Source organism: Dysgonomonas sp. ZJ279 (assembly GCF_011039205.1).
Taxonomy (GTDB): Bacteria; Bacteroidota; Bacteroidia; order Bacteroidales; family Dysgonomonadaceae; genus Dysgonomonas.
On record NZ_JAAKEL010000003.1, the window covers coordinates 158,094 to 174,496 of the forward strand.

A 16,403-nucleotide genomic window follows, 5' to 3' on the forward strand; every position below is an offset into this window, starting at 1 on the left:
TTTAATTATGCTCTTATCATATCGCTTTTCGGAGTTAGAATCAATTAAACTAAATCAGTTATTTAACAATCAAAATGCCAAACTAGTCGTAACAGAAGCATATGGAAATACCATGTGGGGAATTATTTCTATGACGACCGTTAGAGTCGATGTTATTAATGAAGCAACAGGTAAGAAAATGTCTAAAAGCCAATGGGATAACGAAACTCTGAAATTAGTCGCTCAAAAGAAATCAGAGCATCAACCGTCATTTTTTCAGCGGGGAGGTAAACTTATTTTAATTGTAGTTATCATTTTATCTGTTTTAGGATATGTTTTTGCTCAAATGGTTTTTGACCACAAGAAGACAGGTACAGATGCAGTAGAAAACTATGCGAAAGCTTATGATAAAGAAATCCAAGCATCGTGGATAAATTCATTAGTTGAAGGAGATTTCGTACTAGCAAATAAAGAATATAGCGATCCTGTACAAGTTTACAGGGTAAAGAGCTTCACCGATAGTACAGTAGTACTAGAGGCACTCGATCAATTTATACCTCTTGGTGAGTATGAAGAATTAGATAAATTGAATAATTTAACACTAGGACATACAACAGTATTGGAAGAAGTGGTAATGGAGCGTAAATCTTTCAGAGATGGTATTTTATATGACTTGTCAGTAGATTCTAGCCTAAGCAATAAATATATAAAACAAATTAAGAAAAAATAAGGAAATATGTCGGACGATAAGAAAATTATATTTTCGATGGTTGGGGTAAGCAAAACTTATCCTCCACAAAAACAAGTATTAAAAAACATCTATCTCTCATTTTTCTATGGTGCTAAAATCGGTATCATAGGTTTGAATGGTTCAGGAAAATCGAGCCTCCTGAAAATTATTGCCGGAATAGAAAAAGAATTTCAAGGCGAAGTTGTATCTGATAAAACATTTTCGGTAGGTTATCTGGAGCAAGATCCGAAATTAGATCCGACAAAAACAGTAAAAGAAATTGTACAGGAAGGTGTACAACCAATCATGGATACCCTCAAAGAATATGAGGAAATAAATGAATTGTTCGGATTGCCCGAAAACTATGAAGATGCTGACAAGATGGACAAACTCCTTGCCCGTCAGGCAGAACTTCAAGACAAAATAGACGCTACCGATGCTTGGAACATAGATAGTAAACTGGAGCGTGCGATGGATGCCCTCCGTTGTCCGCCGGAAGATCAATTAGCTGCAAATCTATCGGGAGGGGAAGCTCGTCGTGTTGCATTATGTCGCTTATTGCTTCAAGAACCGGATGTATTGTTGCTCGATGAGCCGACTAACCACTTGGATGCTGAATCGATTGACTGGTTAGAGCAACATTTACAACAATATGCGGGAACAGTTATCTGTATTACGCATGACCGTTATTTCCTTGATCATGTGGCAGGATGGATTCTTGAACTAGACAGAGGTGAAGGTATTCCTTGGAAAGGAAACTATACTTCGTGGCTGGAGCAAAAGACCAAGCGTATGGAGCAGGAAGAAAAGCAAGCCAGCAAACGCCGCAAGACACTCGAACGCGAGCTGGATTGGGTGAGAATGGCTCCTAAAGCCCGTCAGGCAAAAGGTCGTGCTCGTCTGAATGAGTATGAAAAATTATTGAACTCCGATCAAAAAGAACGTGAAGAGAAACTCGAGATATTTATCCCTAACGGTCCTCGTTTGGGTAATAAGGTAATCGAAGCACATGGTGTTAGTAAAGCCTTTGGAGATAAATTACTGTTCGATAATTTAGAATTTATGCTTCCACCATCGGGTATTGTTGGTATTATTGGGCCGAATGGAGCCGGTAAAACAACCTTGTTCCGCCTTATACAAGGATTGGAAACTGCCGATAAAGGAACCTTTGAGGTGGGCGAAACTGTAAAGATTGGTTATGTAGATCAATCGCATACTGATATTGATCCTAACAAAACAGTATATCAGGTAATATCGGGAGGTACTGAATTTGTACGTGTCGGTGGAAAAGAAATTAACGCTCGTGCTTATCTTTCCCGCTTCAACTTTGCAGGTGGAGATCAGGAAAAACTTTGTGGTGTACTATCTGGTGGTGAACGTAATCGCTTACATTTGGCTTTAACTCTGAAATCGGAGGCAAATGTGCTCTTACTCGATGAGCCGACCAATGATATTGACGTAAATACACTACGTGCTTTGGAAGAAGGTCTTGAAAATTTCGCAGGATGTGCTGTTGTGATTTCGCATGACCGTTGGTTCTTAGATCGTATTTGTACACATATACTGGCATTCGAAGGAAACTCGGAAGTATTCTATTTCGAAGGTGGCTATAGTGATTACGAAGAAAACAAAAAAGCTCGTTTGGGTAATGTAGAACCGAAGCGTATACGTTATCGCAAATTGATGAATTAATTGATAATAATTCTTTATTGTCAAAACAAATCAAGAGTAAACTCGTTATTTACATGGGGTTTACTCTTGATTTCGTAATAAATGCCTAAGGGCTACAATTACAATAATTTAATTAATGAATAAAACGTTACTATACAATATTATCAATAAAAAAGCTGGTATATTTCTTATATTCTTCTTTACTTCATGCACCTATACCCTTGCACAAAATGTCACATCTATCAGGGGAATTATAAAAGACTCCCTGACTCTCGAAACATTGCCCTTTGTTACTATTCAGTTTGAAAATACTACTAATGGCGTTTTTTCAGATAATGATGGGGAATTTAAATTGAGTAACAGGAATAACAATACTGTTGTCGTAGCTTCTTTTATAGGATATAAAACGAAGAAATTTACAATTCCGGCAGGGAAAGCAACCGTGCAGGATATATTTTTAGAACCCGAAGACTTAGCTTTACAGGAAGTAATTGTACGTCCTAAAAAAGAAAAATATTCCAAAAAAGATAATCCTGCTGTCGAATTAATCAAGAAGGTTATAGCACATAAGCATGATAATAATATAACATCAGAAGAATATTATCAGTACAATGAGTATGAGCGGATATTCTTTGCTCTGAACGATTTTAAACCTGAACAATCTCAATTCAAAAGATATAAGTTTTTACCCAATTATATTGATACATCTATTATTGATAATAAACCGATCTTACCATTTTCTTTGCGTGAAAAAACATCGGAAAACCATTATCGTAAAGAACCGAAGACAAATAAGAAAATAGTCAAAGGATATCACATAGAGGGAATAGACAAAGTAATAGACACAGAGGGTATAGATGCTATTATAGCCGAGACATTCAAAGATGTATCGATCTATGATAATTCTATAACTCTTCTCTATCATAGTTTTATTAGCCCATTGAGTGAACATAGTTCCGTTAATTTCTACAAATGGTATCTGAACGATACTGTTTATATTGACGGGCAAAAGGTTATAAACCTGTCTTTTGCCCCATTCAATTCGAGAGATATAGGATTCACCGGAACGCTTTATATTACAGCAGACAGTACCTATGCCGTGAAAAGAGCTATATTGAGAACCCCTAAAAAAATGAATATCAACTTTGTGGAGGAGTTGGTTATTGAACACGATTTTATACAGACGGAATCTGGTAAATGGGTGCCACACGAACAACGTATGGCAATGGACTTATCGATGCTTGATGCAGTAAAATTCTATGTAGACAAGACCCAGACACTAAGTGATTTCGAATTTGGGGTAGCACCGGATTCGGTATATAATTTAGAAGCGCCTGTTAGCTTCGAAAAAGATTATCTGAAACGCCCAAAAGAATTCTGGTCAGAAAATCGTCCGGAGAATCATCAGAAAGATTATCGTATGGATATGATGATGGATGACATGAACAAAGTTTTTCTATTCAGAGTATTGTTGAATGCTGGTAATATAATCTCGACGGGCTATGTACAAACATCAAAAGTCCCCGAGCTTAATAAAATTGAGATAGGAACTGTACCAACTCTTTATAGTTATAATCCGGTTGAGGGTAATCGTTTTCGTTTAACAGCAACAACTACAAAATACTTTCATCCCAATTTATTTTTGTATGGCTATGGAGCTTATGGAACACGCGACGGTCGATTCAAATATTATGGTGAAGCTACATGGGCGTTCAATGAAGTGGAAAAACATAAAAATGAATATCCACAGAATAATCTGACAGTTGCTTATAAATATGATATGAATAATCTTGGTCAGCGATTTTTACAGGCTGAACGAGATAATATATTAATGTCCATCAGACCGTCTAGAAATGAGAAATTGACTTATAACAGGCAAATGCAGGTATCTTATAATAGAGAATATCACAATGGTTTTTCATTCAATTTATCAACTCAATTATCAGACGAGAGTCCGGCAGGGAATCTATTATTTGAGAAGATCGACGAATTGGGCAATAAATACTCTGTAAGCAATATTCAGATAACGGAAACATCCCTTGCATTACGTTATGCTCCAAATGAAAAGTTCTTTCAACAACGAAGAAAGAGGTTTGCGATTCCTTCGGAGAAATTCGTAATAAATTTGTCACATGCTATTGCTTTGAAAGATGTTTTAGGTGGTCAATACGATTATAATAAAACATCATTCTCTATTCTTAAAGAAAAATGGGTTTCTCCATTTGGAAAACTCACCTTCTCTGCTCAAGCCGAGAAAATATGGGGCGAAATACCTTTTCCTTTATTGATTACACCAAGTGCCAACAACTCGTATACAATACAAAAAGGAAGTTTTTATATGATCAATCCTTTAGAATTTGTTCACGATTCTCAGGTTACATGGGAGGTTTATTACCACATGGGTGGATGGCTTTTCAATCGTATACCTTTTATTAAGGTACTCAAATGGAGAGAAGTCGCAGGATTTCGTGGATTCTATGGCGAATTAAGCAAAAGAAATAACCCTACATACAATCACGACTTGCTGATATTACCTCAAACAACTTATACAACGAGTAATACGCCATATATGGAGTATAATGTGGGTATAGAGAATATTTTTAAATTTTTCCGTATCGATTATGTCCGCCGTCTTAACTATTTGGATCATCCGGATATCAGTAAAGATGGATTTCGTATATCATTCGATATGACTTTCTAAGAATACTAAAGGGACACTTAATTTAAGTGTCCCTTTTATTTTATTTTGATATCGATCGCAATATATTTAATATTATTTCTTGCGGATCTAGTGGGTGTTTCTTAGGTGGATTCTTTGGTACTAATACGCTCAAGCCTTTAGGGATAATGATGACATGTATCTCTTTTCCCATTTGTATCGGATCACCGTCTATATGCATTATTCCTTCTTTTTCTCGTTTGATCGTAGCTTCTTTAGTTAGAAGTTCTATCATTTTCTTATTGTCGTCCAGATTACGAGTGAAAAGTTGGACTGTAGTTTGCGGAACATCGAGGATTGTTAGTGGTTTCAATATCGATATATTCATCAAGCCGTCCTGTATGTCGGCATGAGGGGCTATATGTGCATTATAGCCATATTGAGAGGCGTTGGCACATGTCACTACAAACGCTTTATCTTTGATTGTACCTTCGGGACAAATTATTTCGTAAGTTTCAGATTTCTGTTCTATAAAAGATTCGAACATATTCTTTACATACATAAGTGAACCTCTACTCTTTTTTCCTGATACCTTCTCTGCTACAACAGCATCGAATCCGACACCGCATGTGCAGAAAAATATGTGTCCGTTAGCCTTGCCATAATCGATAGAAACTACATTCTCTTCCATAATAACAGCCAGAGCTTTCTTTGCATCAGTTGGTATGTTTAACTCGCGTCCTAAGCCGTTGCCCGATCCCATAGGGATAATTCCTAATGCAATATCAGACCCGATAAGCGTGCGTGCTACTTCATTTACGGTGCCATCGCCACCTGCTGCAATCACGTAATCTACCTTGTCTTTAATTGCTTGACTGGCTATTTCTGAACCATGGCCTGCATAGCCTGTTATAAAGATATGAACGTCAAATTTATGAGGATCCAAAGCTTGAGCTATCTTAGTTGGTAGTCCTTGTTTCGACGACGTTCCCGAAACAGGATTTATGATAACATATATTTTCTTTTTTTTGTTCATAATGTAAAGCAGCTCATTCGTTTTATAAGGCAAAAATAGGGTTTTAACAGTAATAGACAAAGATAATCTGTCAATAAAATTTATATATTGACTAAAGAAAAAAAAGAAGGTCTATCTTTGTACTTGGAATCAATAAAAGTACTAAATAATATGCTAAGTTGTTCGGAAGAAAAACAAATAATAGACCTTATCAAAAAAGAAGTTGTTCCGGCTATTGGTTGTACTGAACCCACGGCTGTATCGCTATGTGTAGCCAAAGCAGCAGAGACTCTAGGCGAGCGTCCCGAAAAGATAAGTGTGCTATTAAGTGCAAATATTCTTAAGAATGCGATGGGGGTAGGCATCCCCGGTACAAAGATGGTTGGTTTACCAATAGCTATTGCATTAGGTGCCTTAGTGGGTAAAAGTGAATACGGATTGCAGGTACTCAAAGATTTGACCAGCGATAAACTGGAAGAGGGAAAACAATACATAGCTGACAAAAAGATCGAAATAGGACTAAAAGATGGCGTATGTGACAAGTTGTATATCGAAGTTCACTGTATGAGTGGGAACGACAGTTCAACTGTTATTATAAAAACGACTCATACCAATTTTTCTTATATCGAAAAAAATAAAGAGGTATTATACAGTCAGGAAAATGATATATGCGAGCAGCATTGCAATGACGAAATCGTATTAGCCTTTGGCAAAGTTTATGATTTTGCAATGAATGTTCCCATAGACGATATTCGCTTTATCTTGAAAGCTGCTGAATTGAACCGTGCTGCATCAAAGTTGTCATCCGAAGGTAGTTATGGTCATAATGTGGCAAAAACGGTAACAGGTACTCTTGGTAAACAGATTTTTGGAGATACGATGTTATCTCACATGCTTTCATATACGGCTGCTGCCTGCGATGCTCGTATGGATGGTGCAATGATTCCTGTGATGAGTAACTCGGGTAGCGGAAATCAAGGTATTACAGCAACATTACCTGTATTGGCTTATGCGGAAGATATAAAAGCGGAAGAAGGGCAGTTAATCAGGGCATTAATATTAAGCCACTTGACGGTAGTGTATATAAAACAAAAACTAGGTCGTTTGTCTGCTCTGTGCGGATGTGTAGCTGCTGCTACGGGTGCTAGTTGTGGTATAACTTATCTGATGGGTGGAGATTATAATCAGATTACTTTTGCCGTGAAAAATATGGTAGGTAATATTACCGGAATGATCTGCGACGGGGCTAAACCCAGTTGTGCCCTTAAAATATCGAGTGGAGTATCTACAGCTGTTCTTTCGGCTATTATGGCTATAGAGAATAAGGTGGTTACTTCTATCGAAGGAATTGTAGATAATGATGTGGATAAGACCATTGAGAATCTGACTAGTATCGGTGCTATCGGTATGCAGGAAACGGATAAGCTCGTATTGCAGATTATGACAAATAAATAAACAAAGAAAAGATATATAGCGTTATAGTTATCTATCATTTAGATATGACCATGCCAGTGGATAAAAATAAAGAAATAGTGCAAGAACATATACCGGCTCAACGTTTTGCTGATCTGATACTCGATATGGGAACATTCCTTCTCTCGTCGGGTGCTCATTGTGGCCGAATCAATAGTAACATTAATAGACTGGCTAATACATGGGGGTTCGAGATTAACATGGACCCTACATTCAAAGGATTGTTGGTAAAAGTAAAAGATAAAAATAATCCGGAGAATACAGTCACGTCTTATAAGACATCACCTATTTACAGTGTCCATCTGGCCGTGCTTACAAACATATCTCACTTATCGTGGAAGGTTCAGGATGAAAATCTATCGATAGAGGAGACTGAAAAAGAATTTGCAGCCATAAAGGCGAAGCCTAATTACAAAAGCTGGCAAGTCGCAATAGCTGTCGGTTTTTCGTGTGCAGGGCTGTGCATGTTTTCTTCCGGAGATATATACAATGCATTGATCGCATTCGTTGCGGCAGCAGTAGGTTCTACTTTCCGGGTGAAAGTTGCCAGTATGAATTTTAATGCAATGATTTCGATAAGTATAGCTGCATTTATCACAACCCTAATTACGGGATTGGGAACGCTTTTTAATATAGGCGCTCATCCTGAAGCCGCAATGGCAACAGCAGTGTTGTATCTTATACCGGGTGTGCCTCTGATCAATTGCGTGATAGATTTGATAGAAGGATATTTGCCTGCGGCAATCAACAGAGCATTGTTCGGTGGATTTATACTCTTATGTATAGCGGCTGGAATGACCTTGTGTATCACCCTTATAGGTATTAATAATTTCAATTAAGAACTGATGGAACTTTCGATATTTACAGTATTACGTGATTTTGGAATTGCCTTCGTCGTAGGTTTTTGTTGGGCTATTTTATTTGGCTCACCTAAGCGTATTCTATGGGTTGCCGGATTGTTGGGCGGTATGGGGCATTGCGTCCGTTTTATACTTACTCAGCTCGATTTCGGCTTGATTACAGCTACTCTTGCAGGTTCTGTGGCAGTAGGGTTGGTCGGTATATTTGTGGCTCACAAAGTGGATAATCCACCCGTAGTCTTTACTATGCCTGCATGTATTACGATGATTCCCGGCATGTTCGCTTACAAAACAATGTTAGCAGGGATAAAAATAACTGATTTATCTATTGTCGAAAATGATCCGCATATTTTGGTAGATATGGCTCATAACCTTATGCTGACCATGTCTTTATTGTTCACATTGGCAATAGGAATCTGTATTGGAGCTTTGCTGTTCCGTAAGCCTAGCGTAAGAGATATCTCATTAAAAGATATGATAAAAAAGAGCTAATTATATATTTTATAGAATAAAAAAGGCCTGCTTTCTAAAAGCAGGCCTTTTTTGTTATTTTGTTTCTTTATTCTATCGTATAACCTGATAGTTTAAGATCGTCCCAAAAATTTGGATATGATTTAGATACTACACCAGGTTCATTTATTTTCAGACGATCAAGCTTTATTGCTGCAGGAGCAAACGCCATTGCCATACGATGATCTTCATATGTTTTAATAATTGGATCTTCTTCAGGTATACAACGTTCTCCGTTCCATTCAAGAATGCTATTTTCACTGTCTGTCAACACATATCCTAGTTTCTTCATTTCGGCTTTCAAGGCTTCTATTCTATCAGTCTCTTTTATTTTAAGCGTTTGTAGTCCTGCAAATAAAAATGGAATATCCATCATGCAGCAAGTGACTACAAATGTTTGAGCCAAATCGGGTTCATTGATGAAGTTATGAAAGAACTTCTTTGTTATTCTATTTGTCTTGGTCAGTATAACACCATCATCAGTATATTTTGTTTCAATACCAAGATCTAAGAATAACTCAGCAACTTTAGAATCGCCTTGCATGCTGTTTTTGAACAGGCCTTTCAATTCTATCCTAGCATCATCAGCCAATGCAGCCATAGAGTACCAGTAAGACGCAGCCGACCAGTCCGATTCAACCATATAAGGTACCGGTTTATATTCTTCGGGGTATATCCTTATTGTTTTATCTTCCCAGTGAGCTTTCACTCCATATTGAGCCATCATACCCAATGTGAGTTTAATGTATGGTATCGATATAATATCACCTTCAAGATGTATAATAAGCCCTTTAGACATTGTAGGGGCTATCATCAAAAGGGCTGATATAAATTGGGAACTGACTCCGCCCGAAAGGCGAATTTCGCCACCATCTAAAGCGCTGCCTTTTATTTTGAGAGGAGGATATCCTTTCTTTCCTAAATATTCGATGCGTGCACCCAACGATGTTAATGCATCTACAAGAATATGTATAGGACGCTCGCGCATTCTTTCTGTACCCGTTATAATCCATTCGCCTGGGAAATGGGATAGAAATGCTGTCAGAAAACGCATCGAAGTTCCGGCTGCTTTTACATCAATAAGATTGCTCTCTGAGTTGAAGGCGGCAATCATTACTTTAGTATCATCACAATCCGATAGATTTTCGATTTTTTTATCACTTAAGCTTAGGGCGTTTAAGATTAAAGCTCTATTGCTAATGCTTTTAGAGGCCGGAAGCTTTATTGTGGAGTTTATGGCTTTTGGAGCCTTTATTTCATATTGCATAATAGATTATCCAGTTTATTTCTGTACGAAATTAGAGAAAAACTCATAGAAATCAAATTCATTAAACATAGATTAAGGATTTAACCATGCTAACAATAAAAAATGATTGCTATGAGCTTTATTCTTATAATTAGTGTTAATTTACAATCACCCTGTGTTCCGCATTCCTGCTGCAATACCCGATATAGTAATCATCAGAGCCAATTCGAGTTGAGGCGAATGATTCTCATCTTTACGGCAACGATGTAATAGTTCTACTTGTAACAGATTCAACGGGTTAGTATAAATATTACGCATTGCAATATTTTCAGCAACCGAAGGCAGACTCTCCATTAGGTATTCATCATCAGATATGGCAAGAATTGTTTTTATATCTTCCTGCAACTGTGTTCTGAGTTTCTTACCCAATTCAAGTGATTTAGAATCGTCTACTAATCTTTGATCGTAATATTCAGATATGCGGGAATCGGCTTTAGCGAATACCATTTCGAGCATGCTTATACGTGTTCCGAAGAAAGGCCAGTCTTTATACATTTTCTTCAATGTATCTGCTTTACCTTCGTTGATAGCATGTTGTAAAGCAGCTCCTGCTCCTAACCAAGCCGGCATCATCAGTCTGTTCTGAGTCCAGCCGAATATCCAAGGTATGGCGCGTAAACTCTCTACACCGCCATTCGGACGGCGTTTAGCAGGACGAGAGCCTAGGGGTAGTTTGCCTAACTCTGATTCGGGTGTAGCGCTATAAAAATACGGAATGAAATCAGGATCTCTACGTACTACTCCTTGGTATTGCTCGCACGATATACCGGATAGCTGATCCATCAGTTCTCTCCACTCTTGTTTAGGAGCAGGAGGGGGTAGAAGATTAGCTTCCAGAATGGCATCGGTGTATAGAGATAGTGTTTTGATAGCAAGGTCGGGTAAACCCAATTTGAAGCGGATCATTTCACCTTGTTCCGTTACGCGAAGCCCACCTTTTAATGAGCCCGGAGGTTGCGAAAATAAAGCGACTTTAGCAGGGCCACCACCACGACCGACTGTACCACCGCGACCATGAAATAGCGTAAGAGTAATACCGGCTTCTTCGCAGGTTTTGATCAGCGCTTCCTGTGCGCTGTATTGTGCCCATCCCGCAGCTAGTGCTCCGGCATCTTTAGCTGAGTCGGAGTAACCGATCATTATCATCTGTTTGTTTTCGATGATACCTTTATACCAACTTACATTAAACAGATCCTGCATTATTTTATTTGCATTATTCAAGTCGTTCAGAGTCTCGAATAATGGGGTTACAGGTATTGTATATGGGCAATCAGCTTCTTTTAGCAATAAGTATACTGCAAGAATATCGGACGGTGTACGTGTCATCGAAATCACGTATGTAGGAATTGCTCCTTTAGGTGTTTGCGCGATGACTTTGCATGTGTCCAATACCTCTTTGGTTTCAGGGCTGGGTTCCCAGTTGTGAGGGATCAACGGACGTTTAGAGTTTAGTTCCTTTATCAGGAAGATTTGTTTCTCGTCTTCTGTCCACGCCATGTAATCTCCTAATCCAAGATAGCGGGTCAATTCAGAAAGTGCTTCCGAATGGTTGGTGCTCTCCTGACGAATATCTATTTGAACCAAAGTCAGTCCAAAGCAACGTACCCGACGAAGCGTGTCTAAAAGTTTATCATCGGCTATGATCTGCATATTACATGCCACTAACGATTTGTAGCATGCGTATAATGGTTCCCATAGTTGCTCGTTATGTATAAGAATATCGTCTGTCAGCTCGGGATTCTTCCCTTCGATAGAAGCGTCCAGATACAGAACTGTTTTCTTTAGTTTTGTACGTAGACGTTTCATCAACTCACGATAAGGTTCTTGTATCTCGTTGTCTTGTATATATTCTCTGAATTCGTCAGTACATACCGACATGGAGAGTTCTTTCACAAGAATTTCAGTATCATTTAAGAAAAGCTTTGCTGCTCTTTTTCTGCTATCTAGTAATACATCTCTTGTAACAGTAGAAGTTACGTTCGGATTACCATCACGGTCTCCACCCATCCACGAAGAAAAGTGTATCGGGCGCGCGTCGATCGGAAATCTGAACGACATTGTTTTCTGCATTTGCTCTTCTAGCTCTCGCAGGTAGCTAGGTACAGCTTCCCATAGACTATTTTCTACAACTTCATACCCCCATTTTGCTTCCTCATTAGGAGTCGGACGGCGTTGGCGTATTTCGTCGGTATACCAGTATTGAGCTATCAATTGTTTTAATCGACGCAATATCTGAGTCTTTTGATAATCCGCTAAATCGTCATGGTCTAATTGGGCAAGACAGGCATCTACTTGGTTCAAGTTATTGATAAGAGATCGTCTGTTTATTTCAGTAGGGTGCGCAGTCAATACCAAGTCGATAGATATTTTTTCTATCGATTCTCTGATTTGCTCATCACTTAAATTAGCTGCTTTCAATTTCTCATAAATAGCAGGGAATTCTACCGGATTCTCAGCTCCCTGAGCATGAGGCGATACGCTATCATACTGTTCTGCAGTATTGGTCAGATTCAGAAATTGATTGAAAGATCTGGCTACCGGTAAAAATTCTTCATCTTTCAGATTTTGAAGTGTTTTTACCAATTCTTTATGCGATTCTACATCGCCTCCATGTGATGCTTTTGATAGACGTCTGATTTTTTCTATCAATGCTAACATCTCCTCCCCTTGGGCCGTTGCTATTGTTTTACCAAGTAGATTGCCAAGTAGTTTGATGTTTTCGTGCATCAACGTTTTTCCATTGCTCATAGGCTTGTTTTTTATTAGTTCACTATGATTCATAGTCTTGTTCTAAACATTAATATGCGGGTAAATGTTCGATGGATTTATAGTGTCTTCCTCTACACCACTTACATTTACCCTATATATTTTATTTGTTTATCAATGTAAATAGCTCTTCGGCAGCTTCGCGAGGACCATCTTTTGCACGGCCGTCGATAGCTAATGAAGTGTGAATTTCTCCGATTTTAACACCATTTTTGTGCATGTCGGTGAAATATTGATGAATAAGTTTCTGTGCAACTTCTTTCTCCTGTACCGGTCCGAATGGATTGGCGAAATACGATTTCACGAGGCCTTTTTCGGTTGTGGTTCCTTTTGCTTTACGGGCGCCATCTTCAAATACTTTTATTGCATCCGGTAGATTGGTGAAGAAACTGATTTTATCAATCGATTCAGCATAGTTATTTGCGTAAAGGAAGTAATCTACTTTATATCCTCTCGAAATAATATCGTAAGTAGCTGCCGGTATTGTTACACGCGCATTTATTTTATCGGGATTGGTATAGATACCTCTGTCTAATTGTGCAAAAGCATAAGCAGGATCAAGATCATCTACACGTACAAATGCACCGATCTCAGTACCGTAGCCTTTAATCGTACCATCTTCTTCTTTCTTCAGATAACCCATGTCATCGAATATGATACGCATGTGGCGTATATAACTTTCGTTCAAAGAGCGGAAGGCTTCCAGACTTTCCGATTTTCCAGCGCCACTATCTCCCATAATGATGATGTTCGCCTCTTTACCGTTCTTCAATGCTATATTTACCATAGCACCATGAATAGGAAGACGATCGTTTTCCATTTGCTTGATGTTGTGCAATGTAAGCAACATCTTTTTCATGTATCCAAAATAATCGATTTCGTCGCAGTGGTTAGCATATCCTATCAGAATGTCATTCTTTTTATCTTTATAGTAGAATGTTCGTTTCTCATCATGTCCGTCAGGATATCCGAACAGGTATATCATATCGGGTTTTTTACCAATATATTCGCTTTCTTTAGCTAATTCGAACAGATTGGATAAGCTGAATCCGTGAGACATGAAATCCTTGTGGAAATAAACGAATGTGAGCATATTACCTACTTTGGCAGGGAACAAGAACCAGTCGCTTTCATTTAGAACAATATTCTCTAACGGATTTTCTTTATGCTCCTGAAAGATACCATCGCGAGTATTTCTTTTTGTGTAAGAAATAAACGGAGGGTTGAATACTACCGATGTGATAAACGGTATTGTAGTTAACCCATTGTATTCAATAGGGCAGTTCCACGATATGTCGCTAAGGGTAAGTCCTGCATTTGCACCGGCTATTAATTGGCGGTATACATGATGTTGATAGCCCATAACAGTTTCTTCAACACGTCTGTATAGTGATAGTACCAATTCGTTAAATAATTCGTTTGCCTGAATGAAACGAACACTTTGCAATCCATCACCAATAATGCTATTGTGTACTATGGTATAACGTTCGAGTTTGCGCCAGAATGTATATAAAAGTTCTATCAGTTCTATGAATAAGTCTTTATCTTCGAAAAAGATATTGTATTTATTATCAACCCTCATTACTTCTTCGGTGTCGCAAACCGAAAGAAGCTTAAATACTTCGATCAACGTTTTAGCAAATACATCATCAGTCTTGAATGTTTTGATATAAAAATCGTAGATGATCACATCTTCTTTTTTCAATTTCTTAATAAAAGTTTCTATAACTTTATTAAACCCGTAACTGCAAAGTATTTTTTGACGAGAGTCGCAATATTTCAATGTGAAATTGATAATTGCCTTACCTTCACTTAGAGTAAATTCTTGTAACATAGTGTTTTTATTACTTGTTTATTATATATATTATTCTTTTTTATTCCGCATTAAGAACCTCTTGCATAACTACCGATTATGCAAGAGATCATTAATTAGATCCAAGAAGGAATAAAGCTTCTATTCAGATCATGTTTTCTAGCATCAAATTTAATCAAACTTACCTATACATCTTAACTAATTATTGACTTATTTTTAAGGATTATGTGAATAAAAACTAAGTTTTTCGTATATCTCTGTTTTATAGACGGATATTGCTTAGCCGATTTTTGCTTTATTTATTTTTTCAAGATATGCTGGATTAATAACGCAAGCATTAAAGTATGCATTTGTTTCTTTCAGGCACTCGGGGCATAAACAGTTGTCATAATTGTCTTTTATGTAATCTCTTACTCCGCTATTCAAGCTTATTCTTGAGCATTGGCACAACTCTATTCTGTCTTCTCTACAAGCGAATGCAGTAGAGCATTTCTGGCATATTTTTTTCATAATCTGAATTTTTTAATTAAACATTCTCTTTGATGATCTCTATTGTATTTTAGGAATCTCTTTCTTTGATTATTATATTATCATTTGTCAATCTCTTTCCCTTAAAAGGAGGGGAGAATAGAGCTAGACTAAACTGGATGATATCTTTATCGAAAGATATTGCATACAGCGTCTATATCTGAAAAATCATATATGCCTGATGGCTGCGCTTGTAATGAAACAAGCATCTATGAATTTTCTCTAATAATGTAAAATAATAATTTAACTTACTATCTCTGTCCTTTATCGCGAAAGACGAAATCTATGTTTATTGGCAGGTCTTCTGACTCACTCTTGTTTTGTACTACCTTCCCATCATATCAGTTATCAATTATCAGTTATCAGTTATCAACTAAATTATTGTTTACTGTTTACTGTTTACTGTTCACTGTTTCTGACAGTGGTTGGGGCTTTGTACAAACACTATTGTAGAGTTTACAGCAGCGCGACTGTTCAGGACTTACACCTGATTCCCTTTTCATTACTCATCCGAAGATTGCGGATTATGTAACACCAATTCAAAAGCAAAGTTATTTAATAAAAAATAATATGCAATATTTTTTAGAAAAAGTTATTGACAAAGAAAAATGCCTTACAGTTTATCTGCAAGGCATTAATTATTGGGGTTGTATTTGTTATTCATTATCCAGATCCCATTCGTCAAAAAATGAGTAGTCGTCGGAGAATTGTTCCAATTCGCGACGGTCTTTTTTTGTGGGTCTGCCTGTGCCTCGGGCACGGTCTACAAAGCCGCTGGCTTTTGACAATTCGAGTATCTCCAGTTGAGAGGCAGGTGTTACATCCTTCATGAATCCGGAAACAAGTTTTGCTCCCATTCTTCTTTCTGTAAGATCAAGCACCTCGAATGAGTAGGTAATAGGCTGTTTGCGTATCTCAATGATGTCGCCGACCTTAACCATACGCGATGGTTTAATGTTCATGCCTTTCATCGTGATGCGTCCTTTTTTACACGCTTCGATAGCAATGGTACGTGTTTTGAACAGGCGTACAGCCCACAGCCATTTATCTATTCTTACTTCGCTTTTTCCTTCTTTTTCAGCCATGTCAATCA

12 protein-coding genes and 1 riboswitch are annotated in these 16,403 nt (G+C 37.8%); of the genes, 6 read left to right on the plus strand and 6 right to left on the minus strand.

The window, feature by feature from the left end; translation table 11 throughout:
* The first annotated feature begins 7 nt into the window (after positions 1-7).
* The 3 genes from G7Y57_RS06070 to G7Y57_RS06080 all read left to right on the plus strand — a co-directional run bounded on the left by G7Y57_RS06070 (position 8) and on the right by G7Y57_RS06080 (position 5,081).
* Positions 8-709, plus strand: coding sequence for a hypothetical protein (locus G7Y57_RS06070; RefSeq protein WP_165021315.1), 702 nt, complete (start codon positions 8-10; stop codon positions 707-709).
* A 6-nt stretch (positions 710-715) separates the two neighbouring features.
* Positions 716-2,401: an energy-dependent translational throttle protein EttA gene (gene ettA, locus G7Y57_RS06075; RefSeq protein WP_165021316.1), complete on the plus strand. Its 1,686-nt coding sequence runs from the start codon at positions 716-718 to the stop codon at positions 2,399-2,401.
* A 115-nt stretch (positions 2,402-2,516) separates the two neighbouring features.
* A complete protein-coding gene (locus tag G7Y57_RS06080; RefSeq protein ID WP_165021317.1) occupies positions 2,517-5,081 on the plus strand; it encodes a DUF5686 and carboxypeptidase-like regulatory domain-containing protein in 2,565 nt (854 codons plus the stop codon).
* Positions 5,082-5,121: 40 nt separating this feature from the next.
* Here the strand turns inward: G7Y57_RS06080 and G7Y57_RS06085 are convergent, their stop codons facing one another.
* Entirely contained in the window at positions 5,122-6,075 is a 954-nt protein-coding gene (locus G7Y57_RS06085; protein ID WP_165021318.1) for a diacylglycerol/lipid kinase family protein, read from the minus strand.
* Between the two features lie 150 nt (positions 6,076-6,225).
* Between G7Y57_RS06085 and G7Y57_RS06090 the strand changes: the two genes are divergently transcribed.
* Genes G7Y57_RS06090 through G7Y57_RS06100 form a run of 3 tightly spaced genes read left to right on the plus strand, consistent with a single transcriptional unit; the run spans position 6,226 to position 8,879 of the window.
* Positions 6,226-7,509 carry a serine dehydratase subunit alpha family protein gene (locus tag G7Y57_RS06090; RefSeq protein ID WP_165021463.1) on the plus strand — a complete coding sequence of 428 codons (1,284 nt, stop codon included), beginning with the start codon at positions 6,226-6,228 and terminating at the stop codon, positions 7,507-7,509.
* A 50-nt stretch (positions 7,510-7,559) separates the two neighbouring features.
* The gene (locus G7Y57_RS06095; protein WP_255491352.1) at positions 7,560-8,366 is read left to right on the plus strand and encodes a threonine/serine exporter ThrE family protein; all 807 of its coding nucleotides are present in this window, start codon (positions 7,560-7,562) and stop codon (positions 8,364-8,366) included.
* A 6-nt stretch (positions 8,367-8,372) separates the two neighbouring features.
* Positions 8,373-8,879, plus strand: coding sequence for a threonine/serine exporter family protein (locus G7Y57_RS06100; protein WP_370457672.1), 507 nt, complete (start codon positions 8,373-8,375; stop codon positions 8,877-8,879).
* 67 nt (positions 8,880-8,946) lie between these two features.
* Here G7Y57_RS06100 and G7Y57_RS06105 read toward each other — a convergent pair whose 3' ends face one another.
* The 5 genes from G7Y57_RS06105 to G7Y57_RS06125 form a co-directional block, all read right to left on the minus strand.
* A complete protein-coding gene (locus tag G7Y57_RS06105; RefSeq protein WP_165021319.1) occupies positions 8,947-10,164 on the minus strand; it encodes a 3-phosphoshikimate 1-carboxyvinyltransferase in 1,218 nt (405 codons plus the stop codon).
* 147 nt (positions 10,165-10,311) lie between these two features.
* On the minus strand, positions 10,312-12,951 hold the full coding sequence (ppc, locus tag G7Y57_RS06110; RefSeq protein ID WP_165021320.1) for a phosphoenolpyruvate carboxylase: 2,640 nt from the start codon (positions 12,949-12,951) through the stop codon (positions 10,312-10,314).
* 121 nt (positions 12,952-13,072) lie between these two features.
* Positions 13,073-14,803 (minus strand): phosphoenolpyruvate carboxykinase, encoded by a 1,731-nt coding sequence (locus G7Y57_RS06115; protein ID WP_165021321.1) that lies wholly within the window; start codon positions 14,801-14,803, stop codon positions 13,073-13,075.
* A 258-nt stretch (positions 14,804-15,061) separates the two neighbouring features.
* Positions 15,062-15,292, minus strand: coding sequence for a cysteine-rich CWC family protein (locus G7Y57_RS06120; RefSeq protein WP_165021322.1), 231 nt, complete (start codon positions 15,290-15,292; stop codon positions 15,062-15,064).
* A 294-nt stretch (positions 15,293-15,586) separates the two neighbouring features.
* Positions 15,587-15,864: riboswitch (cobalamin riboswitch) on the minus strand.
* Between the two features lie 102 nt (positions 15,865-15,966).
* Entirely contained in the window at positions 15,967-16,395 is a 429-nt protein-coding gene (locus G7Y57_RS06125; RefSeq protein WP_165021323.1) for an RNA-binding S4 domain-containing protein, read from the minus strand.
* Between the last annotated feature and the right edge of the window lie 8 nt (positions 16,396-16,403).

Coding starts and splice junctions, on each gene's coding strand:
- G7Y57_RS06095 (WP_255491352.1), top strand. CDS start 7,560: ATGCCAGTGGATAAAAATAAAGAAATAGTGCAAGAACATATACCGGCT.
- G7Y57_RS06115 (WP_165021321.1), bottom strand. CDS start 14,803: ATGTTACAAGAATTTACTCTAAGTGAAGGTAAGGCAATTATCAATTTC.
- G7Y57_RS06070 (WP_165021315.1), top strand. CDS start 8: ATGCTCTTATCATATCGCTTTTCGGAGTTAGAATCAATTAAACTAAAT.
- G7Y57_RS06090 (WP_165021463.1), top strand. CDS start 6,226: ATGCTAAGTTGTTCGGAAGAAAAACAAATAATAGACCTTATCAAAAAA.
- G7Y57_RS06080 (WP_165021317.1), top strand. CDS start 2,517: ATGAATAAAACGTTACTATACAATATTATCAATAAAAAAGCTGGTATA.
- G7Y57_RS06125 (WP_165021323.1), bottom strand. CDS start 16,395: ATGGCTGAAAAAGAAGGAAAAAGCGAAGTAAGAATAGATAAATGGCTG.
- G7Y57_RS06120 (WP_165021322.1), bottom strand. CDS start 15,292: ATGAAAAAAATATGCCAGAAATGCTCTACTGCATTCGCTTGTAGAGAA.
- G7Y57_RS06100 (WP_370457672.1), top strand. CDS start 8,373: ATGGAACTTTCGATATTTACAGTATTACGTGATTTTGGAATTGCCTTC.
- ettA (WP_165021316.1), top strand. CDS start 716: ATGTCGGACGATAAGAAAATTATATTTTCGATGGTTGGGGTAAGCAAA.
- G7Y57_RS06085 (WP_165021318.1), bottom strand. CDS start 6,075: ATGAACAAAAAAAAGAAAATATATGTTATCATAAATCCTGTTTCGGGA.
- ppc (WP_165021320.1), bottom strand. CDS start 12,951: ATGAGCAATGGAAAAACGTTGATGCACGAAAACATCAAACTACTTGGC.
- G7Y57_RS06105 (WP_165021319.1), bottom strand. CDS start 10,164: ATGCAATATGAAATAAAGGCTCCAAAAGCCATAAACTCCACAATAAAG.